The 20,144-nt window shown below is 64.3% G+C and carries 31 protein-coding genes; 6 read left to right on the plus strand and 25 right to left on the minus strand.

The genetic code is table 11. The annotated features are described in order from the left end of the window. Positions 1–9 precede the first annotated feature (9 nt). The 12 genes from PE058_RS13500 to PE058_RS13555 form a co-directional block, all read right to left on the minus strand. Positions 10–882 carry a DUF2163 domain-containing protein gene (locus PE058_RS13500; protein ID WP_271028628.1) on the minus strand — a complete coding sequence of 291 codons (873 nt, stop codon included), beginning with the start codon at positions 880–882 and terminating at the stop codon, positions 10–12. After that, on the minus strand, positions 879–1,511 hold the full coding sequence (locus tag PE058_RS13505) for a DUF2460 domain-containing protein (protein WP_271028629.1): 633 nt from the start codon (positions 1,509–1,511) through the stop codon (positions 879–881). Before PE058_RS13505 ends, PE058_RS13500 begins: the two co-directional genes overlap by 4 nt. An 87-nt stretch (positions 1,512–1,598) precedes the next feature. Further along, positions 1,599–2,189 (minus strand): phage tail tape measure protein, encoded by a 591-nt coding sequence (locus tag PE058_RS13510; RefSeq protein ID WP_271028630.1) that lies wholly within the window; start codon positions 2,187–2,189, stop codon positions 1,599–1,601. Positions 2,190–2,202: 13 nt separating this feature from the next. After that, on the minus strand, positions 2,203–2,370 hold the full coding sequence (locus tag PE058_RS13515) for a phage tail assembly chaperone (protein WP_020086405.1): 168 nt from the start codon (positions 2,368–2,370) through the stop codon (positions 2,203–2,205). Continuing rightward, the gene (locus tag PE058_RS13520; RefSeq protein ID WP_020086404.1) at positions 2,370–2,741 is read right to left on the minus strand and encodes a gene transfer agent family protein; all 372 of its coding nucleotides are present in this window, start codon (positions 2,739–2,741) and stop codon (positions 2,370–2,372) included. The genes PE058_RS13515 and PE058_RS13520 overlap by 1 nt, the downstream gene beginning before the upstream one ends. Before the next feature lie 15 nt (positions 2,742–2,756). Continuing rightward, a complete protein-coding gene (locus PE058_RS13525) occupies positions 2,757–3,170 on the minus strand; it encodes a phage major tail protein, TP901-1 family (RefSeq protein WP_020086403.1) in 414 nt (137 codons plus the stop codon). 62 nt (positions 3,171–3,232) lie between these two features. Then, positions 3,233–3,643: a DUF3168 domain-containing protein gene (locus tag PE058_RS13530; RefSeq protein WP_271028631.1), complete on the minus strand. Its 411-nt coding sequence runs from the start codon at positions 3,641–3,643 to the stop codon at positions 3,233–3,235. A gap of 3 nt (positions 3,644–3,646) precedes the next feature. Next, positions 3,647–3,826 carry a hypothetical protein gene (locus PE058_RS13535; RefSeq protein WP_020086401.1) on the minus strand — a complete coding sequence of 60 codons (180 nt, stop codon included), beginning with the start codon at positions 3,824–3,826 and terminating at the stop codon, positions 3,647–3,649. Further along, positions 3,823–4,149, minus strand: a complete 327-nt coding sequence (locus tag PE058_RS13540) for a phage head closure protein (protein WP_271028632.1) — start codon at positions 4,147–4,149, stop codon at positions 3,823–3,825. Before PE058_RS13540 ends, PE058_RS13535 begins: the two co-directional genes overlap by 4 nt. Then, positions 4,146–4,721 carry a head-tail connector protein gene (locus PE058_RS13545; RefSeq protein ID WP_020086399.1) on the minus strand — a complete coding sequence of 192 codons (576 nt, stop codon included), beginning with the start codon at positions 4,719–4,721 and terminating at the stop codon, positions 4,146–4,148. The genes PE058_RS13540 and PE058_RS13545 overlap by 4 nt, the downstream gene beginning before the upstream one ends. Positions 4,722–5,004: 283 nt before the next feature. Beyond that, positions 5,005–6,264 carry a phage major capsid protein gene (locus PE058_RS13550; RefSeq protein ID WP_271028633.1) on the minus strand — a complete coding sequence of 420 codons (1,260 nt, stop codon included), beginning with the start codon at positions 6,262–6,264 and terminating at the stop codon, positions 5,005–5,007. 26 nt (positions 6,265–6,290) lie between these two features. Further along, entirely contained in the window at positions 6,291–6,980 is a 690-nt protein-coding gene (locus tag PE058_RS13555; RefSeq protein ID WP_026868105.1) for an HK97 family phage prohead protease, read from the minus strand. Between the two features lie 99 nt (positions 6,981–7,079). On the opposite strand from PE058_RS13555, the gene PE058_RS13560 reads away from it, so the two are divergent. Next, positions 7,080–7,319, plus strand: a complete 240-nt coding sequence (locus PE058_RS13560) for a hypothetical protein (RefSeq protein ID WP_156827403.1) — start codon at positions 7,080–7,082, stop codon at positions 7,317–7,319. 460 nt (positions 7,320–7,779) lie between these two features. On the opposite strand, the gene PE058_RS13565 is transcribed toward PE058_RS13560, so the two are convergent. The 7 genes from PE058_RS13565 to PE058_RS13590 all read right to left on the minus strand — a co-directional run bounded on the left by PE058_RS13565 (position 7,780) and on the right by PE058_RS13590 (position 11,982). Further along, complete coding sequence (locus tag PE058_RS13565) at positions 7,780–8,106, minus strand: hypothetical protein (protein ID WP_271028634.1); 327 nt, start codon at positions 8,104–8,106, stop codon at positions 7,780–7,782. Positions 8,107–8,111: 5 nt separating this feature from the next. After that, entirely contained in the window at positions 8,112–8,549 is a 438-nt protein-coding gene (locus tag PE058_RS22075) for an RNase A-like domain-containing protein (RefSeq protein ID WP_442908682.1), read from the minus strand. Positions 8,550–8,643: 94 nt separating this feature from the next. Continuing rightward, positions 8,644–9,063: a hypothetical protein gene (locus PE058_RS13570; RefSeq protein ID WP_020086391.1), complete on the minus strand. Its 420-nt coding sequence runs from the start codon at positions 9,061–9,063 to the stop codon at positions 8,644–8,646. After that, a complete protein-coding gene (locus tag PE058_RS13575) occupies positions 9,060–9,815 on the minus strand; it encodes a hypothetical protein (RefSeq protein ID WP_020086390.1) in 756 nt (251 codons plus the stop codon). Before PE058_RS13575 ends, PE058_RS13570 begins: the two co-directional genes overlap by 4 nt. Before the next feature lie 161 nt (positions 9,816–9,976). After that, on the minus strand, positions 9,977–10,390 hold the full coding sequence (locus tag PE058_RS13580; RefSeq protein ID WP_020086389.1) for a hypothetical protein: 414 nt from the start codon (positions 10,388–10,390) through the stop codon (positions 9,977–9,979). 136 nt (positions 10,391–10,526) lie between these two features. Then, complete coding sequence (locus tag PE058_RS13585; protein ID WP_333780397.1) at positions 10,527–11,414, minus strand: terminase large subunit domain-containing protein; 888 nt, start codon at positions 11,412–11,414, stop codon at positions 10,527–10,529. Then, entirely contained in the window at positions 11,383–11,982 is a 600-nt protein-coding gene (locus PE058_RS13590; protein ID WP_271028636.1) for a hypothetical protein, read from the minus strand. The genes PE058_RS13585 and PE058_RS13590 overlap by 32 nt, the downstream gene beginning before the upstream one ends. A 509-nt stretch (positions 11,983–12,491) precedes the next feature. Between PE058_RS13590 and PE058_RS13595 the strand changes: the two genes are divergently transcribed. From PE058_RS13595 to PE058_RS13605, 3 genes are read left to right on the plus strand one after another with little or no spacing between them, the layout of a single operon-like run. Continuing rightward, positions 12,492–14,834, plus strand: coding sequence for a transglycosylase domain-containing protein (locus tag PE058_RS13595; protein WP_271028637.1), 2,343 nt, complete (start codon positions 12,492–12,494; stop codon positions 14,832–14,834). Between the two features lie 3 nt (positions 14,835–14,837). Next, positions 14,838–15,506, plus strand: coding sequence for a DUF1214 domain-containing protein (locus PE058_RS13600; protein WP_020086384.1), 669 nt, complete (start codon positions 14,838–14,840; stop codon positions 15,504–15,506). A 3-nt stretch (positions 15,507–15,509) separates the two neighbouring features. Beyond that, the gene (locus PE058_RS13605) at positions 15,510–16,100 is read left to right on the plus strand and encodes a DUF1254 domain-containing protein (RefSeq protein WP_271028638.1); all 591 of its coding nucleotides are present in this window, start codon (positions 15,510–15,512) and stop codon (positions 16,098–16,100) included. Positions 16,101–16,112: 12 nt separating this feature from the next. Here PE058_RS13605 and PE058_RS13610 read toward each other — a convergent pair whose 3' ends face one another. The 3 genes from PE058_RS13610 to PE058_RS13620 all read right to left on the minus strand — a co-directional run bounded on the left by PE058_RS13610 (position 16,113) and on the right by PE058_RS13620 (position 17,652). After that, positions 16,113–16,307: a hypothetical protein gene (locus PE058_RS13610; protein ID WP_020086382.1), complete on the minus strand. Its 195-nt coding sequence runs from the start codon at positions 16,305–16,307 to the stop codon at positions 16,113–16,115. A 207-nt stretch (positions 16,308–16,514) separates the two neighbouring features. Further along, on the minus strand, positions 16,515–16,862 hold the full coding sequence (locus tag PE058_RS13615; protein WP_020086381.1) for a DUF1491 family protein: 348 nt from the start codon (positions 16,860–16,862) through the stop codon (positions 16,515–16,517). Positions 16,863–16,941: 79 nt separating this feature from the next. Further along, positions 16,942–17,652: a peptidoglycan-binding domain-containing protein gene (locus PE058_RS13620; protein ID WP_020086380.1), complete on the minus strand. Its 711-nt coding sequence runs from the start codon at positions 17,650–17,652 to the stop codon at positions 16,942–16,944. A 284-nt stretch (positions 17,653–17,936) separates the two neighbouring features. Here PE058_RS13620 and PE058_RS13625 point away from each other — a divergent pair, with 284 nt between their 5' ends. Together PE058_RS13625 and PE058_RS13630 are read left to right on the plus strand one after the other, a co-directional pair. Then, complete coding sequence (locus tag PE058_RS13625; protein ID WP_020086379.1) at positions 17,937–18,293, plus strand: hypothetical protein; 357 nt, start codon at positions 17,937–17,939, stop codon at positions 18,291–18,293. A 109-nt stretch (positions 18,294–18,402) separates the two neighbouring features. Continuing rightward, positions 18,403–18,828, plus strand: a complete 426-nt coding sequence (locus PE058_RS13630; protein ID WP_020086378.1) for a SufE family protein — start codon at positions 18,403–18,405, stop codon at positions 18,826–18,828. A gap of 17 nt (positions 18,829–18,845) precedes the next feature. Here PE058_RS13630 and PE058_RS13635 read toward each other — a convergent pair whose 3' ends face one another. From PE058_RS13635 to PE058_RS13645, 3 genes are read right to left on the minus strand one after another with little or no spacing between them, the layout of a single operon-like run. Then, positions 18,846–18,998, minus strand: coding sequence for a hypothetical protein (locus PE058_RS13635; protein ID WP_271028639.1), 153 nt, complete (start codon positions 18,996–18,998; stop codon positions 18,846–18,848). Further along, positions 18,999–19,463: a DUF6456 domain-containing protein gene (locus PE058_RS13640; protein ID WP_271028640.1), complete on the minus strand. Its 465-nt coding sequence runs from the start codon at positions 19,461–19,463 to the stop codon at positions 18,999–19,001. Between the two features lie 18 nt (positions 19,464–19,481). After that, a complete protein-coding gene (locus PE058_RS13645) occupies positions 19,482–19,979 on the minus strand; it encodes a helix-turn-helix domain-containing protein (RefSeq protein ID WP_020086376.1) in 498 nt (165 codons plus the stop codon). Between the last annotated feature and the right edge of the window lie 165 nt (positions 19,980–20,144).

Here is a 20,144-nt window from a genome sequence, read left to right on the forward strand (position 1 = left end):
GCCCGCACCTCAGCGCGATTTGGAGCCGGGGCGGCTTACCGACGTCAGGAAATCGTTCCCCGGCATATGCGGAAAGCCGCGAAAGTTGGCGACGTTGGAAAATTTGCTGCGGCAGGTGGCGACGCGCTTGTCGCATCCTGCGGTGATCGTGAAAGTCTGTCCGGGGATCAAAGGAAGCCGCGCGGCGCTCCACAACTCGATCGTCACAACCTCTCCCGCCTTTACGTGCTGCTTCACTTCCACGGATTGGCCCGAAGCGGCGCCGGACGTGAAGGTGACGAGGCCGTGCGTGAACCAGGACGAGGCGAACGCAGTAAGACCGCTCGCCGTAAAGCGCCTCGGGCTCGCGATGCCCGAGAGCGCGCCGTTGCCGCGAAAGGCGGGATCGGCGAGCGCGATCTTGCAACGCGCATCGCCCAGATCGGCATCGCAGGCGTATTGAAACAGGCGCCCTTTTGTCTCCTGAAGCGCGTGCGCCAAACCCCGCACTTCCGCCGCGAACGCGATCCCGCTGCGCTTCACCTCGCCGAGATTTCCGCTGCGCATCAGCACTCGCTGATCCGGATCCATCCAATTCACGCGAAAGATCTCGACGGCCGCGTTGTCATAGATCCCCGCTGCCAGATCGGCTTCCGAAAGCCGATCCGACGTCATGGCGCTCGTCACCTCGAGATTGTCGACGCTGAGGCCAACGCTGTCGCGGATCTCGCTCGCGGTCATTCCGGCCGCTGCTTCGAACACGGTACCGTCGAACGCGAGGTCGTGGTCGTGATCGGTGAAGCCCAGGCGCGTACCATCGCGGCGTGTCAGTCGCCAGCACCAGCACAGCGTCGTCGCGCCCGAGGCCACATGAGCGGCGAGCGTACTCGAAAGCTGCTTCATAGGCGGATCTCGACGATCGGGATATTGGGGATGGCGCCGCTTCGAAAGCCCGACAGATTGATCTCGAGCTTGTCGGTATCGAAGCGGACCGGGACATCGAACTCGAAGCCCGCGCTGACGACCGCGCCCGGTGCGGGTGGCGTGGCGAGCGTCACGAACCCGGTCGTCGTATCGACGGTGAAGTCCTCGCCGGGTGTTCTCGCCGCGCCATCGACGGCAACCAGAACGCTTCCTGCCACGGGCTTCCTGATCTCGCGCGTCAAGGGCGCGTAGCCGCCGCCATAGGTCTTGCTCAACTGGAAGCTCGTGGCCGTTCCGTCTCCGAGCCCGATGGCCTGATCGACGGCGGCCGGCGCGCTGCCCGGGGCGCCGGATTTCCAGTCCGCGTGATCGCGCCAGCGGAACCCGTGAAAGCGTCCGCGCCGTTCCTCGAAGAACGCGATAACCTCGTAGAGCGCGTCGATGGATTGCACGCCGTAGCCTGCGTTGTAGCTCCGGCGCGAGGCGGCCCATCGGCTGTTGCGCTCCTCGTAGCCGGAGCCCAGCACGACGACATCCGTGCGCCGCTCGGGACCGCCTTGCGCGCCGCGTGAGATGGCGGTCGGGAAGCGGATTTCATGGAAGGACATGGGAACTCCCGTGGACTAGGCAGCGGGCAGCGGGCAGCAGCACTGAGGCTCGAAATCACGGCTGCCTCTTGCCCGCTGCCTGCTGCCTCAGAGATTGCGTTGGCCGAGAGAGACCGCGCGCGCCAGCATGGCCGCGATCTGCGTCTCCGAACGCCGGAAGCTCTCGGCATCCTGCGCGGTGACGTTGAACGTCACGCTGGTTCCCGCCCCGCCGCGCGCCGCGATGCCGAGACGCCCATCCGGTCCGCGCGAGAGCGGCATGATCGCCTCGGCTCCTCTCTCGCCTGCGATGCCCAGGCGGCCGCCAGCGAGCGGAAACGAGATCGGGCTCTGGATCACCCCTCCGGAGGCGAACGGCACAGGTATGCCCTGCCGAACGACCCCGCCTTTCGCGAACCCTATTCCGCCCGACATCAACCCCGACACGAGATTGCCGAAGCCCTGCTCGAGCGGCTTCAACGCGGCCTTGAGCACGATATCCGAAAGACGCAACGCCAAGGTGCGCAGCACGTCACCGACATTCCGCCCTTTGATGGCGATGCTGTCGAAGGCGCCGACGAGCGCATTCGAGAACTGGCGTCCGAGGCTCGCGGCGTTGCGCAACTCCGCCGAAAGCGCCGACGTGTCAGCATTGACAGCGACGGTCCAGGTCTCGACGGGCGACGTGAAATCCACCATGGCGACAGCTCCTTTATTTATCGGGATAGCGTTGGGCCAGCTCCGCGAGATCCCTGCGCGATAACGGACGCTCGGAGTGGGCGGAGCCGAAACGACCACGCACGGCGGCGTCCAGCTCGGCGAGCGTCAGGCTCCAGAACGCGCGGGGCTCGAGGCCGAGCAGGCCAAAGCCGATCGCCATCACCTCGTCCCAGGGAAAGGGCCGGGTGCTCCCGCGTCTCCCTCCCCATCGCTCCCGCCGCCCTTTGCGGCGAACGTTGCGGAGAGAAGCCGCGCCACGATATCGACGTAGCCGGCGGCACCTCCTTCGGCACGCATGGCGGCGACGGCCTGGTCGCTGACGTCGAACCCGGCGCCTCTGAGGCCCGCCCCGATGATGCGCTGGCAATCGCGCGCGGAGATGCGGCCCTTCTCGAAGCGCGTCGCGAGCGCCAACATGTCCTCGTCGCCGAAGGCCGCCTCCAGATTGGCGAGCGCGCCGAGCGTGAGGCAGAGCCGATAGGGCTTTCCGTCGAGGACTGCATCGATCTCGCCTCGGTGTCTGTTGGCCATCTCGTTGCCTCCTCTTTACTCAGCAGTGAACGTCAGAGCGCCTGCGGACTCGAGTGCCAGCTCGAACGACACCTCGCCGTCGTGGCGCCCCGTCAGCTCGAACGACGTGATCTGGAAAGCTCCCTCGACGATGCCGAAATCAGGCACCACCACCTGCCAGTCGCGGATCGTGCCGTCGAAGACATAGCTGCGGATGAGCTCGTCGGACGCTGAATCCTTGAAGATGCCCGAGCCGGAAAGTCGCGCGTGGCGCACCCCCGCGCCCGCCAGCAGCTCCCGCCATTGCCCGGCACTCTCCTGATGCGTGATGTCCACCGTCTCGGCGTTGAACGCGACCGCGCGGGAGCGCAGCCCCGCAACCGTGGTGAAGCTTCCTGCTCCGGTGCTGTCCACCTTGAGGAGAAGGTCCTTGCCTTTCTGTGCAGCCATAGCTTTGCTCTCATTATCTAACCCGCGCGAATGCGGACGTGGAGTTGCTCGGGAAATGCTCTCTACGGAATGGGCTCGACCACGGCGCGAAAGCGCGCCGTTCCGCGATGTGTTTCTCCATCGGCTTCCCGGGCGGTATCCGAGGTCTCGTGCCGCAAATTCACCAGCCGGAAGCCGTCGAGCGACAAAGAGGCGTCATGGAGCGCCGCGCGGATTGCTTCGAGAATGCGATGCACCTCGCGCTCGCCGCCGTGCTTGGACCAGACGCGCAGCGTGAACACGTGCTCGCTCGCGGTTTCGGTCCCCGCGCTCCAGTCCCGGACCGCGCTCGGACCGAAGGTGACGTAGGGGAACGCGGCGCCGCGCGGCGCCTCGTCGTAAACCCACGCACCTCCGAGCAGCGCAGCGAGGCCGGTGTCCGCGACGAGTGCGCCGTAGACTGCTTTCTGAAGCTCCCAGGCTGGGCTTGCCATCTCTTACCTCCGGCGGTTCGTCTTAGACGGCTCCGTCCCGCTTTCCTCTGCCGTCGGCTGCGCATCACGCGTCCCGGCGGCGATGCGCACCGCAAGACGCTCGATCGCGCGACGGCGGATCTCGTTCACGAGCGTGTCGGCACGTGCGAACGCGGCCCCGATCAGGCGGACCGAGACCTTCACGGCACATGCTCCTCGACGAGGCACCTCATAAATCTGTGCCGCTCGCCAACGTCGATGACCGCGCGGATCTCGAAGATGCGCGTGCCGAGCGCGAAACGCATTTCCGGCACGACGCCCGCACGATGGCGGATCCAGATCTCGTGGCTCACGCGTGCGCTCATGCGATCTGCCTCGAAGCTCTCTGTGCCCGAAGCCGGCTTCAGTGCGCCCCACACCTCCGCCACCAGAGACCAGACACGCGTCGCGCCTCCGCCGCCGTCGGCCGTTGCCACGGGTGCCTGCAGCGACAGCCTGTGGCGCATTTCGCCGATCGACGCGCTCACAGCCGCACCTCGCGATAGGGCCTCAGCAGCTCGGAGACGGCGGGCGGAATGGCGGCAGCAGCCGATCCGATCTCGAGCGGATCGCGATGCTCGTACCAATGGGCGACGAGCAGAAGGATGGCGTGGCGGATCGGCCGGGGCACATCCTCCGCCACGTCGCCGAGACCTGCGCCGAATACGATCTCGATGCCGTTGACCGGAAGACCCGGTATCGTCCGCCGCCCTTCGCGCACGATGAGACGCGGGCGCAGCGCGTGGCCGTCGAGAAGGTAATCCTCGGGCGCAATCGTCGTAGGCGTCCCATCGCCCGCCCGCACCGTGATCGACGTGATCGCCGATATGGGGCGAAGGGGAAAGCGGAGCTCGCCGCTTTCCGGCCAGCGATCCAAAGTCATGCGCCAGCTTTGCGCGATCAATGCCAGGCCCAGCGCTGCTTCGACATGCAGACGCGAGGTGACGATCAGGCTCGCCACCAGAAGATCCTCGGCGTTACCGTCGAGACGCAGGTGGGCCTTCGCCTCGGAGACCGAAATCGGCTCCAACGCGGGCCCGCTCATCAGAGCGAGGGTCATTGCTGTGATCTTTCGTTGTTTGTGCCCCAACGAGCGAAGCCGCCGGTGGGGGGACCCGGCGGCTTCGCTCTCGACCGGCGGGCAGGGAGGAGAACCCGCCGGACTCTCATTGCGCTGGCGCGAGGCCGTCGCTCACTCCACATTTGGAGACGTATGTGGGCACCGGCCTTCGCCGGTGCGACGTCGAGTGTAGATAGTCCGCTCCCGCGCAACGAACGTCATCCCGGCGGAGGCCGGGACCCAGACAGGCTTCGGCGCATACGCCAGCGGGCAGCGGCGCGCCTTACTCCTCGAATTTGAGGAGCTTGATGGCATTGAAGTCCTGCACGCCGCCGCCGACACGCTTGGTCGTGTAGAAGAGCACGTAGGGCTTCGACGAGTAGGGATCTCGCAGCACGCGGATGCCGACGCGATCCACGATCAGGTAGCCGCGGCGGAAATCGCCGAACGCCACGGAGAAGCTGTCGGTCGCTATCGCCGGCATGTCCTCGCTCTCGACGACCGGATAGCCCATCAGCAGGGAGGGCTCTCCCGCAGCGGATGCCGGCTGCCAGACGTAGTTGCCGTCCTCGTCCTTCATCTTGCGGATCGCGGCCTGCGTGCCGCGATTGAAGACGAAGGTGCCGCCTGCGCGATAGCCGGACTTCAGCGTGTAGATGAGATCGATCAGCTTGTCGGCCGGGTTGGTCGCGGGGAAGCCACCGTCAACGCCGGTCTTGATGAAACCGATGTTGCCCCAGCTCCACGAGCCGTCGGCGACCTTCGTATAGTCGAGGAAGCCTTTCGGCTTGTTGGTGCCGTCGCCTGAAACGAAAGCCGTGCCTTCCTGCTGGGCGAAGGTGTCGCGCACCTCTTCGGCGATCCACTCGTCGATGTTGACCGCATTGTCGTCGAGCAGCGTCGCCGTCGCCGCCGGCATGGCGTAGAGCTCCATGGTCGGGAAGGCGAGCTCGGCCAGCGCCGGCGTATTGGTCTGGGTGCGCGCTGCAGTCTCGGCCACCCAGCCGGTGGCGAAGCCCGAAGTTGCGAACGGCTTCTTGAAGACCGATCCGGAGACCTGCCGCACGCTCGCGATGGAGCGGATCGGCGAGATGTCCTTCAGCGCGGAGATCACGGCCCGCTCTGTCTCGGGCGGCACCAGATAACCGCCATCGGCGCCGCTGTTGGTCGTGACCGCCAGCGCCTTGGCTTCGAGCCGCGACAGGTTTGCGGTCTCGCCCTTGCGTACGTAGTCGTCGAAGGCACGGCGATGCTCGCGCACGGCCGCGGTCTCGATCTCCCCGCCAACCAGATGCGGCCGCTGCGCCTTCACCGCCAGCCGGTCGGCGACGCGCTTGGTCTCGTCGAGCGCGCGGTCGAGGCGAGCGAGCTTGTCGTCGATCAGGGGGTCCGACGACGATCGGCGCTCCAGCTCGGAAAGCCGCTCGTCGTTGGTGTCCTTGTAGGCCTCGAAGGCGCGCATGAACTCCTCGAATGCCGCGCCGACGCTGCCGCCGGACTTGGTTTCGAGACGCTGCGTCTCGACGTTGGTGTTGTCTGTCATCTCTGTGGGATCCTTTGCTCTCGAACTCAGTGCTTGAAGAGCGTCGCGGCCGCCCGGCGCATCAGCGCGGCCAGCCTCGTCTCCTCGCTTGCGCCTTCTTTTGTGCCTTGGCCCGCATCCCGCAGGGCCTTGAGGCCAGATAGACCCGAGCGCATCAACGCGCGGGCCTCGCTTCGCGTCAGCCCAGCATCCCGCGTGAGCCAGCGTTCAAATTCGCGCTCCGTCGGCGGGGCCGACGCGAACGGCCTGGTCTTGGTCGACGTGATGCGCGCTTCAGGGAGGAGCGGAAAGGTCACGATCGAAATCTCCCAGAGGTCGATCTTCTCCAGGTGGCGCACGCCGCTCGCGCGGTCACGGCGCGCCTTCACTGTCTTGAATCCGATCGAGAGCCCGTCGAGCGCGCCCTCGCGCATCAGCGCCATGACCTCACGGGCCTTGGCGACATCACGCATCAGGCGGCCTTGCGCATAGAGGCCCCGGCTGTCCTCCTCCAGCGTGGTCCAGACTCCGATCGGCTGATTGGCATCGTGCTGAAACAGGAGCTTGATGCCGCGTGCTCCACGTGCCGCCAGGCTTTCGCGGAAGGCGCCCGGCAGCACGACGTCTCGCCCCAGGTCCTCGCGATTGAACAAGCTCGCGTAACCCTCGAAGCTGCCGTCGGCGTCGGCCTGCTTGAAATCGAGGGAGATGAACTTCACCTCGGGAACTGGCAGCATTTGCGTCGGCGGCGGCGCAAAGCCGCTCCGTTCCCATGTGCGAAAGGCCATGAGGCGTACTCTCCAGGTTGTTATGTGGTGTCGGCTGGCGCAGCGGAAATGAAAAAGCCCGAGCGGGGCTCGGGCTGGATTGAGGTCAGTTCATCTGGCCTGCCAACGGCGGCTCGTTTCCAGAACCCGACGCGTCACGAACCACAGGTAGCCCCATTCAGGATTACCACCACAAGCTTCAAGCCATTCGGCCACAATCGCGTCGGCATTCTCTTCTCTCGTCATTCCGTATTGGGTTTGCTCAACCCACTCAAGCTCACCAATTTCCCGGTGTTGGCTTCTTCGTAAGAAAGTCGGGAAGCTTTTCCGGAATTTTCGGTTTGACTGCAAACAGACGACGCGCCAATTCCTGGAGAAGCTTAGCCCTATTGGCGACCTGAGTTCTCGGTTCGGTCGGCTCTTTTTTTCGTGGCGCACCCACACCGCTCGCGACGCTCGTTCCGAGACGGCTGCCGCTCCCGCCGCCCTCGTCCACCCACTCGCCGCCATCGGAGGTGCCGGCGGGTGCGCGGGCCTGGTCGGGACGGTACTTCTGTGAAACGACGGGTGCGTTACTTTCCGTCGCGGGCTCGGGCGGCGGCTCGTCGAGCGGGGCATACCGCACCGCCCTTTTGCTTGCCCGCCTTCGGCAGGACGCGCTTCTCGTTCAGGGTCAGGAAGCTCACCTTCTCGTCATCGCGGAGCGATGCTTCGCATCGACGCGCGCCCACAGCGCTTCGCGCTCCGGTGTCAGCGCCTCGCTTAGAGATTATTCCCTTACCTGAAAGTAAGGATGGGAGCCGATGACCTCACGCACCGCCCTAAGCACTTTCATCGTATCTTCCGGATCATGAAAATAGATATCGGCCGGTGTCGCGTGCCAAATTTCCTGCACCTCTTCAAGCGAGTACGAACCACTCAGAAGATCATCCAGAACTTGGCCGAGCGCAAACGCATCGGCGGGCGCTACCCCGGCAAGCCCTCGAAGGGCAAGCTCCTCGACGCTCTTAACATCCAGGAAGGAATCCTGATCGAAGCCATCACCAAGATTTCTGAGTACAGGAGGGATCGTGGTCTTCGTTATTTTATTTGCCATGCCACCTAATCCCGATTCAATGGAAACGCTGAATGTACATAGCATCCTTTTTCCGTTTTATCGGTTCTGCGCAGGCGAACCCGAACCCAATAGGTCTCACGTATCTCGGGCTTATGCCCGCCGGGGCCGTAAGCTTCTTTTCCCGTCGGCCGCTTGAATTGCTTGTAAATATTTAACTCAGGCAAGCTGTATAAAAAATCTCCACGGGCAAACGATTCGATAGACTCCCGATTAGCGGGATCGGAAAGTGTCGCGTTGACTAGCTTGTTAGCAGCATCGAGAGACGAAAACGATCCAGCTCTCTTCTCTCCCACCTCCCAGCCAAGAAACGGGATGTTGACCCTATTTCCGAGAATTCTGGCAACAAGGTACTCGTCGTTCTTACCTACGTGCCTTTTGAACGTATGGCCTCCATACTCTCGATCCTCCTCGGTAACGTCTATCCCATAGTTGCCGCCCGCCTGCGCGACACGAACATTCTCATCCCTTGCTCCCTCGTTGCGGGCCGGCGCACCGACGCCGGCCGCCCTCGCTCCGCTAAGTGGTTCCCTCGTCGTCCTCGTAGTACCACCACCGGTACCCGCGCTCGCCGAGGACCTCTTTACCTGCGAGCCTCCCGGCGTCGGTCAAGACGGCATAGGTGTAGACGAAAGGATCAAGTGTCCAATGCAGATCGTCGGAGCCGAAATAGAGCGAACCCAGGATCTCGGAAAGCATCGCCCGTGATTGTGCGGCATCAACCTCAACCGTCTGTTGCCCGGGCTCGTTCTCGGGGGCCATTAGCACCAGACCTTTGTCTATCAACTGCTCCATCGCCTCGCGAAATAGCGCCACTTCCTCAGGACGACCCTGCGTTTCGTCAATCACCGTGTTCAGGAGCGCCACAAGCTCCTGCTCGGCGGCGCATTCTTCCACCTCCGCCAGAACGCGCGCTTGTATTTCGTCTCTTGAGATCATGGTTCGCTCTTTCCCTTTTTGTCAGGGATCGCCATGTGTGCACCTTCACCCTTACCCGACCCCCGGCGATATCTGTAATAATAGCTATTCGCACGTTTCTCGGATGGATCCGTGCGCCACGGTGTTGCTTCTGGCCGTTGCATAATCCTCACTTCCTCACCGGTCGCCGGATTTTTGTATATCAACCCTGGGTCTCTCGCGGGCTTTTCAAGTCCGTAGCCCCGCGCTTGGAGTTCTTTCACTAGTCTGTTCACACCCCAATCCGGATTGGTGTCAGGGATCGTGCTCAGCTCCTTGATCCGGGCCTGGGCCGCTTCATTCCACGCATGAAGATGCCTGATCCGCCCGTCGAGGTTGTCGGGATCGACGACGCTGACCGGACCTTTCCATTGCGGGTCCAGCTTTCGCAGATCCTTCCGCAGCGGCGTGGCTGTTGCCGCCAAGTCATTGAACTGTTTTTCCTTCGCGATCCCTGACTGAATCTGCTCGTCGGTCTCGTCCCTCAGCCGGCGACCTTCTTCCTGGGTCGTCGGCGGCCGCCCTCTGCCGCCGGCGCGGCCGCCGCGGCCACCTATAAGATGGACCAGCCCTCCGCCGCTTCCTCCACCACCGCCCTCGTCCACCCACTCGCCGCCATCGGAGGTGCCGGCGGGTGCGCGGGCCTGGTCAGGGCGATACTTTCTCAGAACGGACGATTGCTCGACTTCCGTCGCTCGCTCCGGCGGCGGTTCGTCGAGGGGCGCATATCCCACCGCCCTTTTGCTTGCCCGCCTTCGGCAGGACGCGCTTCTCGTTCAGGGTCAGGAAGCTCACTTTCTCGTCATCGCGGAGCGATGCTTCGCATCGACGCGCGCCCACACCTTTGGTTGCTCGCCTTCGGCAGGATCGCGCTCAGACTAGGATGCTGGCCACGTCACTTGCCACCTTTCTCACCACCGTTTTGCCGCCACCACTGATAGCCACGCTCGTCAAGAATCTCGAACGCAAGCTCTCGCCCCTTCTCCGTTGCGACGATCTCAACCATAGGCAACTTTTCATTCCATTTCCATAAACGCTCTTCGGGCGCAAAACTGACGCTTGACTCCAATTCCGATAGCATTTCAAACGATACATCAGGCGATTTCTCTGACTTGTACTCAACACGCAAGACCGCAAGCCCGGATTGAATCAGCTCCTTCAAAGCATTTACACTGTCATCAATCTCAGCTTTCTCGCCTAGTGGGTCCATGACGGTATTGACAGTGGACGAAAAATTTTCTGCTCCTGCCTCTTCCAGCTCAGATAAGATCCTTGCTGCAAGCTCACTCAAACGTTTAATCTCATTCATATCTAGTCTTCCGATTGTACCTTGTTAGGCAACGGTATAGGCTGGCCCCAACGATCGCTCTTATTTTTTCGATAGCGGTAGTAATATTCGAATTCATGCTTCTGCTGTGGATCTGTTCGAAATCTTTTTGTTGGCCTTACCATAATTCGAACTTGAGCACCTGAATCGCTCTCAAAGAAGGATCCAGGAGCGTCGGTTGGCCTCGTGAATCTATAGCCTTGTACGCCAAGCTCTTTACGCAGTCGATTTGCACCCCATAATGGGTTAGTGCTCGGCACGGCATCTCGCGTGAGCTCGGCCCATCGCGCTTGTGCTTCGGCCAATTCTCCTTCAGCTCGACGAATTGCACCTTCTGCCGTGCCCGCCGATACGCTCGGGCGGGGATTCCAACTCGGATCGCGGCGTTCGCGACCGTGGCAGCACGCGTGATCACCGTCGCGGGGTCGGCCATGATGGTCTTCAGCAGCGGCAGCGGACGCGGCGTGGTGGTGACGGCGATGGCGGGATTTTCGCCGAGGCGCATTCCGAACTGCAGCATGTCCCACGTCTCCTCGGGCCGGCGCCACTTCGCCAGCTCGTCGCACCAGGCGGTATCGAATTGCGGTCCGCGCAAACTGTCCGGATCCTCGGCGGAGAACATCTGCGCGATGGCTCCGTTGGGCCAGACGAGTTGCGACTTCGAAACCTCGAGCTCGGGGCGCTCGTCCTCGCCGTGGATCGCGAGCAGACCCGAGACGCCGTCGATCATCACGCGGCGCACGTCGGCCAAGGTCTCCCCGACGAGGGCGATGCGGCGCGCCGGCTCTTCGCCCAGCGGGGGAATGCCGAGCGCTTTCGCCCGCACCCATTCCGCCCCTGCCCGCGTCTTGCCCGCGCCCCGTCCGCCGAGGATCAGCCACACGCGCCAGTCCGCGCCGCCTGGCGTCGTCGCGGCTGGAAGCTGATCGTCGCGCGCCCACACCTGCCAGTCGGACAGGATGAAGTGCAGCGTCTCAGGGTCGAGGCTTGCGAGATCCGCGCTCAAGCGTCCCGCCTGCGCCGAGGCGTTCAAGGCGCTCCGCAATCTCGCGGCGCATGCGCTCCGCATCGGCGCGGCTGCGGACGGCGGCGCGTCCGGCGTCTCGTGTCTGGTCGAATTCAGCGACGGCCTCCGTGATCTTCTCGAAATTGTTGATCAGGGTGGCGAGGGCGCGGCTTTCGCGTTCCTCGTCCTGGGCCGAACGGATCTCCCCGCTCGCCATTCTCTTCTCCATGTGCTCGAGCTTCAGACTGATGGCGCGGTAGAGGCGCCCGACGATCGATTTTCGCGCCCCACGCGTCGGCAGGCGGCTCCCGGTCTTCGGTGCGCGCCCGGCAGCGGCGTCACCGTCCGGCGGTGTCTCCCCGGTGGCGGGCCGGACGACGGCAGGCCCTGCCCCCCTTCCACCGCGCCGTTTCCTGACCGGCTCTCGCGGCGGCCAGCCTTCCTTTCGTGCCCTCGCCGCGATGCGTTGGTGCGTGAGCCCGAAGCGGGCCGCGATTTCGGTGAGCGGCACGGACGCGTCGGCATAGGCCGACCTCACAGAGGCCCACGTCTCCTCGTCGACCTGCATGCGCCGCCACGCCGTTCCGGCTCGAATGTGTTCAGGAAGTCAGAAAAGCCGAAAGCGCCCGGACCGGACATATCCAGCCAGGCCCGCGCTCACGTTACTTCCTGATGTTTGGGTGTTTCGCGCCGAGAGCGTCATCGACACTTTCCCGACCATACAAAAACACTATCACTCTACCGTCGCGCTGTCAACGATCTACCGTATAGATTTCTATGTTTATTTTATATTAGATGGGTAAACTTTAATTGTACTTATTGAATACAAAACACACCACAGTAATCGCGCGAGGGCACCCGGGGATAAGTTTTATGATCGCCATCCCCCGCGATGGCTCCAGCCTATCCCCAGCCGCCGCGCACAAGGCTCTCGCTCGGCGTCGTGCCAGCGTATAAATAACCATAATGGCGTGGTGATTTGAGTCCGCGACAGGCGGGACGGGAGAGGCTCGCCTTCCCGCCTTTTCGTTGTTCGCGTCCGCCGGAAAACGGGACTCTACTGACAGGATTGGCACGTTGAGCGACTGGTTCTTCAAGCGCGGACGGCGTGAAGGCATCGACTGGATGAGCCTCGACTCGCGGCTCGACTCGTCGGCCTCCGAGTTCTGGTCGCGCTGCAAGGATCTCTGGGACGCCGGGTCGAGCTTCTTCGCACGCTTCAAGCTCTCCGGCTGGCGGCGCCTCTTGAACGAAGCCGCGTCCGAGGGCTTCACGCTCGCGTTGGGCGGCCTCTTCGTTCTCTATGCGCTCGCGCTGCCTGCCTTCCTCGAATTCGACGAAGGGCGCTTCCTCACCGGCAAGTATAGCGTCAAGTTCCTCGACGCGGACGGCAACGAGATCGGCCAGCGCGGCATCCTGCACAACGACGCGGTACCGCTCGAGGAAATCCCGGACGCCGTGATCAGGGCGACGCTGGCCACGGAAGACCGGCGCTTCTTCGAGCACTTCGGTGTAGATTTCCTCGGCACTGCACGCGCGCTCGTCGAGAACCTGCGCGCGAACGACGTGGTGCAGGGCGGCTCGTCGCTCACGCAGCAGCTCGCCAAGAACCTGTTCCTTTCCTCCGAGCGCTCGATCGATCGCAAGATCAAGGAGGTGTTCCTCGCCTTCCTGCTCGAGACACGCTTCACCAAACGCGAGATCCTGAAGCTCTATCTCGACCGCGCCTATCTCGGCGGCGGCGCGTTCGGCGTGGAAGCCGCCTCTCAATTCTACTTCGGTAAGTCCGTGCGCGAGGTCAATCTGGCTGAAGCCGCGTTGCTGGCCGGCCTCTACAAAGCGCCCACCAAGTACGCACCGCACGTGAACATGCCGGCCTCGCGCGCGCGCACGAACGAGGTGCTGCAGAACCTCGTCGAAGCCGGTTTCTATACGCCCGCGCAGGTTCATGAGGCACGCCTGCACCCCGCGCAGATCGTGGAGACGCGCGCCACCACGAGCCCCGACTGGTTCCTGGATTGGGCATTCGAGGAGGTGCAGCGGCTCGCCGAAGGCAAGAACCAATACGTGCTCACGGCCCGCACTACGGTCGACCTCACCATGCAGAAGCAGGCGGAGGAAGCGCTCGTCACGTTCCTCAAGCAGCGGGGGCGCAGCTTGCGCATCAACTCCGGCGCTCTCGTCGCGCAGGAGACGGACGGCGCCGTGCGCGCGATCGTCGGCGGACCGGACTACGGCGAGAGCCAATTCAATCGCGCCACGCACGCCCGCCGCCAGCCGGGCTCGTCGTTCAAGATCTACGTCTATGCCGCAGCCCTCGAGAACGGCTACTCGCCCGATACGATCGTGCGCGACTCCTCGCGTGCCTGCGGCCGCTGGCATCCGCAGAACTATGGCGGCAGCCATGGCAGCGGCTCGCGTATGCCGCTCTGGATGGCACTGGCAAAATCGTTGAACACGGTCGCCGCCGAGTTGTCGTTCGCAGTCGGCCGCGAAAAGGTCATCGAGATGACCCAGCGGCTCGGCATCACCGGCGTCCGCAAGACGTGCTCGATGGCGCTCGGCGATTACGGCATCGTGCCGATCGAGCACGTGGGCGCCGCGGCCACATTCGCCAACGGCGGCAAGAGCGCGAAGCCCTACGCCATCCTGGATCTGGTCAACTCGCGCGGCGAGGTGATCTACAGCCGCGAGCGCGACGAGCCCGAGCCCGCCCAGCTCGTTTCGCGGAAGGTGGCCGAGGGCATGAACCAGATGATGAACAAGGTGGTGACCGACGGCACCGCGCAGAAAGCGGCACTCGACTTCACCCACGTAGCCGGCAAGACCGGCACGAGCAGCGGACCGGTGGACGTCTGGTTCGTCGGCTACACCGGCAAATACGTGGCCGGCATCTGGCTCGGCAACGACGACAACCGTCCGATGGCTGGCGGCAACACGGGCGGCCAGCTCGCAGCTCCGCTCTGGCATTCCTTCATGTCGGTTGCCCATCGTGACATGAACATCCCAACGCTTCCCGGCCTGCAGCCCCACCCTGTGCAAGTCGCAGAGATGCAGCGCATCGCCGAGCTGAAGCGCGCCAATCCTGCGGCAGCCGCAGCGGAGCTCGGCAGCGCGAAGGCGTCCTCGCCGATGATGTCCTCCTCGGCGCGCGATGCGCTGAAACGCATCACCAGCGCCTTGCGCAAGGCCGCGGGCGTTGCCGAGCCGCCGTCCACAACACCCGGCGCGCCGTCCGGGCCAACGCCCATCGATGGCCAACCGCACGAGCCCGCAACGCCGGGACCGCGCAACAACAGAGCCGACGCGGAACCGTTCGGCTCAATTCTGAGATCCGAGCGCTCTGCATCGCCACCGGGCGGAACTCTCGCCCAGCGCGTGGGCGGCGATCGCAATTCTGCCTCTCCCGCCGTGCCCTGATCCATGACCGTCGCAAACGCGCTCCGCTCCCTCACGTCCCTGAACTTCATGAGCTTCACGCTTCACAAGCTGAAGAAGCGGCTCATCGTGTTCATGACCTACACAACGGACTGGGCTCTGTTCATTGGCGTCGTGCTGATCCTCGGGCTCGGATCGAGCTGGTACATGATCGAGCGCGGCTCCTCGCTCACGACGCTGACCGTCGGGCCCTGGGTTTCGTGGACCGCCGCGGGACGCACCGATGCGGATCCCTACACGCGTGCGCATGAGGCGCGCCTCGGCATCCTCCCGCTCAGCACGGAGGTGGCGCAGACCTTCATCGCCCGTGTCGACAGCGAAGGGCGGACGCTTCACTCCTCTTGCGACTACGTGATCGAGGGCGTGGAGGATTCCGCGTTCTGGTGGAGCCTCACGGTGTTCGACGCCAACGGCCGGCTCATCCCCAACGTGCTCGGCCGCTACGGCTTCACCAGCGACACGATGGCCATCAATCCCAACGGCACCTACGCCGCGAGGCTTTCACGCGACGCGCATCCCGGTAACTGGCTGCCGATCGGCGGCGCAGGGCGCCTCGCCATCGCCTTCACGGTTCTCGATCTCGACACCCGCACCATCGCGCAGGACGGCGAGGTCGAGCGGCTGATCCCCACCATCACGCGCAAGGGGTGCTGAGACATGCTCAAACGCCTCTGGGCCCGCATCACGTCGATCAATGTGCCGCTGGTGGCGGCCGCGCTGTTCGCGAGCGCCATCCTGCACATCCTCGCCACGCTCGCGACCCCGCTTCTCACGCCGACCTCGGGATACGGGCGGCTAGCAGGCGAGTTGCCGGAGAACGCGATGCAGATCGTCCCGCCGGTGACGCCCGATGCGCAGCCCTTGCCGTTCATGTCTCCGGATGCCCGCTATGCGATCTGCAGGTTCGACACCACGAACGGGGCTGTGAGCCTTTCGGCGGTGCTGCCCGAGCCGGGCTGGGCGCTCTCGCTCTTCTCGCCGTCCGGCGACAACTTCTTCAACTCGGTTGCGGGCCCTGGCCGCAGACCCGAGGTTTCCATTCTGCTTGTGCCGGGAGAAGATGCGTGGCGCACGGGCGGGCAATCGTCACCCACAACGGCCATCACGCGGGATGCAACGCTCACGATCTCGGCCAACGAAGGGATCGCGGTCGTGCGCGCACCGGAAAAAGGCGAAGCCTATCGCGCGCGCGCGATGGCGGATTTGAAGCGGGCGCGCTGTCAGGTTCAGCGCACGCGCGCCTCCTAATCCGCGAGACGGTCAATCTTCGAGATCGAGCCGGTCGCGCCTGCGCGAGCGGCGGCTGCGCGGCTTGCTCGCGGCCTCCTCCTCGCTCCAGCGCTCATAGCGAACGCCCGGGAAGAGAACGATATCAGCCGAGCTGTTCGCTCCGCGCTGATCGGTCAGAGGTCGATAGCGGAACGGCGACCGTCTGAATTCCAGAATGCTGGCCATCGCGTGTCCTCACGCCGTCGGTCCTGGTGGTGTTTCCTCGCTCGTCTGTTCTTTTCCGGGGCTCTTTGCTGTCCCGCTCGTGGCGAGACGCGGCGCCCGGTTATGCTCGCGACCAATACCGTCGTATTGGGCTGCTGCTTTGGTTAATGAAATGTTAACAGCGCGGCTGTTGCGCTTTGCGATCCGGGCGAGCGTGGCCGGGAAGACTCAGAGGTCCGCGAGCCAGCCGTCTAGGCCGTGCGCTCCGTCGCGCGCTTCCACCTCGACAATCCAGAGGTCGGGATCGGTGCGCACCTCGCGCTCGAGATAGAGATCGACGTCGGCGTCGGGGCGCGCTTCGCCCTTGAAGCACCCGAGCCAGCGCCTGTCCGTTTCGAGCCCAGCAAGAGTTGCGGGCGCGGGTCCGAACAACGACGATGTCCCGTCGAGGCGATTGATGCGGATGTAGATCGCGCCCGCGTCGTCGTCGCCGTGGCGCACGACGTAGGCTTGCCTGCCGCCGGACGCGCAGCGGCGCACATAGGCTTTCACCCAGATTTCGGATTTGAGCCGCATTGCTTCGATCTGGTTTCCGTGCGGGAATCCGGCGCAGCGCCGGTGCGCGCGTCCGCTCGCGTTTCAAGGATAAGGGCTATTACTGGGTCGCGCGCAATGCGTCACCGGCGAGCGTCGCCAGCTTGGCCAGCAGCTCTCCGGAAATCCGGCCCGTCTCGCTCATCTTTCGGTCGACTTCGAACTTCCGGATCGCACGTCTCGTCTGATCGTTCAAGCGTCCATCCGGCAGTGTCGAGATATAGCCGAGCTGGCGGAAGGCGCGCTGCACCGCGCGGATCACGGCCTCCGCCTCGGGGCCTGGAGGCGACTTGCCCGTATCGGCGGCCTGAAGCTCCGCCGAGCCGAGCACGATATGCTGAAGAAGAGCTTGGCGCGGCTCACCGGTCAGCGGCAGGCCCGCATCGCTCTCGTACGCCATGATGGCGCCGCGGGTCACGAGCCCGATGACACCGTCCACGGCTCCGGCCTCGTAGCCTTTTGCCTTGAGCTCGCGCTGGATGGCACGGGTGAGATCCGAGCGATCGACTGTTTCCGGAATGGGCTTCACGGCACCCGTCTCGATCGGCGGCACCGTCGCGCCACGTTCGCCCGCCGCTGCGTCGGGCCTCGATAGTCCGGAAATGGCGGGCGGCTGGCTCGACCAGCCATCGCCGACTGACGTTCCCTGGCGCGCGGCATCGATCCCGGCGATCTGGCGGCCCGGCGGCTGAAACACGAAGATGTTGGTGGCCATCGCTCCCGAGAGGACCGCGAAGGTCAGGAGCGTCAACCGCACTGCAAACGGCGTCATCCTCAGGTCCGGCCTGCGTTCATTGTCCCGCCAAGAACGGAGTATCGTGGGGCGGCTGTTAAGATGGCGTTAACCTGCCCCGGGGCGGTGCGCCGGAATTCTGGCGTTGCGTGCGTGTAGGCGCGTCAGATCGATAAAATTTGCCGATGTTTTTCGGATAACTCTCTTAAATGACGTCTTAAATTGTCATGCTCGCGGCCGGGCTTCCTCAAAATTTTTGCCGTAGCGTCCGTGTATCGGGACCTTCTGGGGTCATTGTGTCCGAGACCGGAGTTGCACGAGCCATGTCCTTGTTCAGGATTGCAGTCGTTCTTTCGCTTGGCGTCGCGCTGATGCCATCCGACAGGGAACAGCAAGAGGCGCTCTACGAGCGCGCGGCCACAGCTGCCCACTGGACGATGACCTACTGCGACCGCAACGGCCAGCAATGCGTGATGGCCGGCGAGCTTTGGGAGGCGTTCCTGCGCAAGGCCGAGTTCGCCGGAAAGCTCGCCTACGACGTCGCGATCCGGAGCTCCGTGGACCAGGTTCTCCCGGACGGGCCGCCAGCGCCGATTTCCGCCAAGGCCCGCGGCACGCTGAGCCCGGATGACCTCCGGCCAAACTGGCGGGGCGACAAGGTGGAGGAAGGCGGCGCCTGAGGCGCCTCTCCGAGGCGCCGCGTCGAGATCAACTCTTGCGCTGGCCCCAATGCGGCGCCTATGTCCTATTTGTCGGCACCTCGAGCCGGCCGACAGAGGACACTTGCTTATGAATCTTGTCAGCCTTCAGTCCGACTTCGAGCTTCTGGACGACTGGGAAGACCGCTACCGCTACATCATCGAGCTGGGGCGGTCGCTCGAGCCGCTGCCTGAAGAACTCAAGACCGAAGAGACGAAGGTGAGAGGCTGCGTGAGCCAGGTGTGGCTCACGAGCGAGACGACGCCCGGCCAGAACGGCGACGGTCCCGTGTTGCATTTCCGAGGCGACAGCGACGCTCACATCGTGCGCGGCCTCATCGCCGTGGTGTTCGCGCTCTACAACGGGAAGCCTGCCCGCAAGATCCTGGAAATCGAACCCGGCACGGTGTTCGAAGCGCTCGGTCTCAAGGATCACCTGACGCCCCAGCGCTCGAACGGGCTCGCCTCGATGGTGGAGCGCATCCGCTCCGATGCGCGCGCCGCGCTCGCCACCTAGATCGGCAGCCCCCTCCCCTACGCGCCCTCGCCTGCGCCTTCCGGATCTCTTCCGCCGTCGATGGCGGGACGAAAATCGCTCGCGCCCCAATGGCGCACGACCGCGTTGCGCGGCGGCAAAGTGGCGGGCGCTGCAAATCCATAGTGGCGCGCGAGCGCATCCAGCGCCACTCACAGCACGACCTTACCCGATCGCTGCGGCCAGCCGGCCCGCTTCTCCACCTGCTCGAGGCCCTTCAGATGGCAGCAGACATCGATCAGAACGCCTGACAGCTCGGGGCCTACCGCTGCCAGGGCACGGCGTACGCGCTCGCCCGCTGCAATCACGTTGTCTGCCAGATCCACTCCGGCGCCCGGCGCACCGCGCCTTCCACCTCCTGCCGTCGCGGCCAGGTTCCAGCTTTGCGTGACGCTCGGCGACATCTGCGCGAACCAGAAGTCCGCGCGCAGCCGCTCGCCTGCGTTGTACTGGGCTTCGCTGATCAGCGGGTTGCCATCGCCGTCTTTGCGATTGAACAGCCACGCTATAGGACTTTCCGCCGGGTTCCGCCCGGGGCGTGCGCGATCCGCGCGGGACGCAGACTTGCGTGCGCGCGGCGAGGCGTTCGGCGAGGGGGATCGCGCGTTCCGTGTCATGGCTTTCTCCAGGACGTGTCAGATGGTGGCGTGCGTGTGGAGCAGGCCGTTGCCTACGAGGGATGGGACGATCCACTCCATCAACTCTAGGGCGCGATCGAACACCGGATCGTCGCGGCGATCCTCAATCACGGCGCAAGCATGGGCGACCGTCGTGCGGTCGCGTGCGAAGATGTGGCCGACGTCCGTAAGGCTCAATCCGCACGACACGTGGGCGATATACATTGCCGCCTGCCGGGCGAGCGCGACGGAGGCTTTTCCTCGCGAGGGTTTGGAGAGATCCGCACGCTTTACTCCGAACACGTCTCCGATGGCCTGCTCGATCAGGTGGCGCAAGCGGGCAGCCTCGCGATCCGAAAGCGCACGCACCGGCTTCGCCGCCGCCTCTTCACGCGCGCCATGTCCGTGGTCGTGCGGGGAACCGAGGAACCAGGCGGCAATACCTTGCGGATCGGCGTTCGGCACAGCGGCGGGATCGGTCGCGGGTCTAAGGCTCATCGAGGCACCGTTCAGCATGGTCTCTGTTTCGTGCGAGGAGCGTTTGTCGTGCCGGATCATACGCGGCGATCGCGGCCGGCCCAGACCGAAACTACCGGAGCAGTGAACGGCGAGGATAAGTGCTAAGCGAGGCCTCTCGTGTTGCGTCGCGGCATACAATCCCCGCAGCGCGCACTCATGGGA

The sequence above is a fragment of the Hyphomicrobium sp. DMF-1 genome, from assembly GCF_027886585.1.
Classification (GTDB): domain Bacteria; phylum Pseudomonadota; class Alphaproteobacteria; order Rhizobiales; family Hyphomicrobiaceae; genus Hyphomicrobium_C; species Hyphomicrobium_C zavarzinii.

Excerpts from the sequence above, each read along its gene's own strand:
- PE058_RS13530 (WP_271028631.1), bottom strand. The coding sequence starts at position 3,643 with ATGGCAAGCCCAGCCTGGGAGCTTCAGAAAGCAGTCTACGGCGCACTC.
- PE058_RS13630 (WP_020086378.1), top strand. The coding sequence starts at position 18,403 with ATGAATCTTGTCAGCCTTCAGTCCGACTTCGAGCTTCTGGACGACTGG.
- PE058_RS13620 (WP_020086380.1), bottom strand. The coding sequence starts at position 17,652 with ATGACGCCGTTTGCAGTGCGGTTGACGCTCCTGACCTTCGCGGTCCTC.
- PE058_RS13615 (WP_020086381.1), bottom strand. The coding sequence starts at position 16,862 with ATGCGGCTCAAATCCGAAATCTGGGTGAAAGCCTATGTGCGCCGCTGC.
- PE058_RS13520 (WP_020086404.1), bottom strand. The coding sequence starts at position 2,741 with ATGGCCAACAGACACCGAGGCGAGATCGATGCAGTCCTCGACGGAAAG.
- PE058_RS13625 (WP_020086379.1), top strand. The coding sequence starts at position 17,937 with ATGTCCTTGTTCAGGATTGCAGTCGTTCTTTCGCTTGGCGTCGCGCTG.
- PE058_RS13555 (WP_026868105.1), bottom strand. The coding sequence starts at position 6,980 with ATGCTGCCAGTTCCCGAGGTGAAGTTCATCTCCCTCGATTTCAAGCAG.
- PE058_RS13605 (WP_271028638.1), top strand. The coding sequence starts at position 15,510 with ATGCTCAAACGCCTCTGGGCCCGCATCACGTCGATCAATGTGCCGCTG.
- PE058_RS13600 (WP_020086384.1), top strand. The coding sequence starts at position 14,838 with ATGACCGTCGCAAACGCGCTCCGCTCCCTCACGTCCCTGAACTTCATG.
- PE058_RS13580 (WP_020086389.1), bottom strand. The coding sequence starts at position 10,390 with ATGAATGAGATTAAACGTTTGAGTGAGCTTGCAGCAAGGATCTTATCT.
- PE058_RS13545 (WP_020086399.1), bottom strand. The coding sequence starts at position 4,721 with ATGACCCTCGCTCTGATGAGCGGGCCCGCGTTGGAGCCGATTTCGGTC.
- PE058_RS13550 (WP_271028633.1), bottom strand. The coding sequence starts at position 6,264 with ATGACAGACAACACCAACGTCGAGACGCAGCGTCTCGAAACCAAGTCC.
- PE058_RS13510 (WP_271028630.1), bottom strand. The coding sequence starts at position 2,189 with ATGGTGGATTTCACGTCGCCCGTCGAGACCTGGACCGTCGCTGTCAAT.
- PE058_RS13640 (WP_271028640.1), bottom strand. The coding sequence starts at position 19,463 with ATGACACGGAACGCGCGATCCCCCTCGCCGAACGCCTCGCCGCGCGCA.
- PE058_RS13645 (WP_020086376.1), bottom strand. The coding sequence starts at position 19,979 with ATGCTGAACGGTGCCTCGATGAGCCTTAGACCCGCGACCGATCCCGCC.
- PE058_RS13590 (WP_271028636.1), bottom strand. The coding sequence starts at position 11,982 with ATGCAGGTCGACGAGGAGACGTGGGCCTCTGTGAGGTCGGCCTATGCC.
- PE058_RS13565 (WP_271028634.1), bottom strand. The coding sequence starts at position 8,106 with ATGGCAAATAAAATAACGAAGACCACGATCCCTCCTGTACTCAGAAAT.
- PE058_RS13525 (WP_020086403.1), bottom strand. The coding sequence starts at position 3,170 with ATGGCTGCACAGAAAGGCAAGGACCTTCTCCTCAAGGTGGACAGCACC.
- PE058_RS13500 (WP_271028628.1), bottom strand. The coding sequence starts at position 882 with ATGAAGCAGCTTTCGAGTACGCTCGCCGCTCATGTGGCCTCGGGCGCG.
- PE058_RS13515 (WP_020086405.1), bottom strand. The coding sequence starts at position 2,370 with ATGGCGATCGGCTTTGGCCTGCTCGGCCTCGAGCCCCGCGCGTTCTGG.
- PE058_RS13505 (WP_271028629.1), bottom strand. The coding sequence starts at position 1,511 with ATGTCCTTCCATGAAATCCGCTTCCCGACCGCCATCTCACGCGGCGCG.
- PE058_RS13560 (WP_156827403.1), top strand. The coding sequence starts at position 7,080 with ATGAAAAAGCCCGAGCGGGGCTCGGGCTGGATTGAGGTCAGTTCATCT.
- PE058_RS13610 (WP_020086382.1), bottom strand. The coding sequence starts at position 16,307 with ATGGCCAGCATTCTGGAATTCAGACGGTCGCCGTTCCGCTATCGACCT.
- PE058_RS13570 (WP_020086391.1), bottom strand. The coding sequence starts at position 9,063 with ATGATCTCAAGAGACGAAATACAAGCGCGCGTTCTGGCGGAGGTGGAA.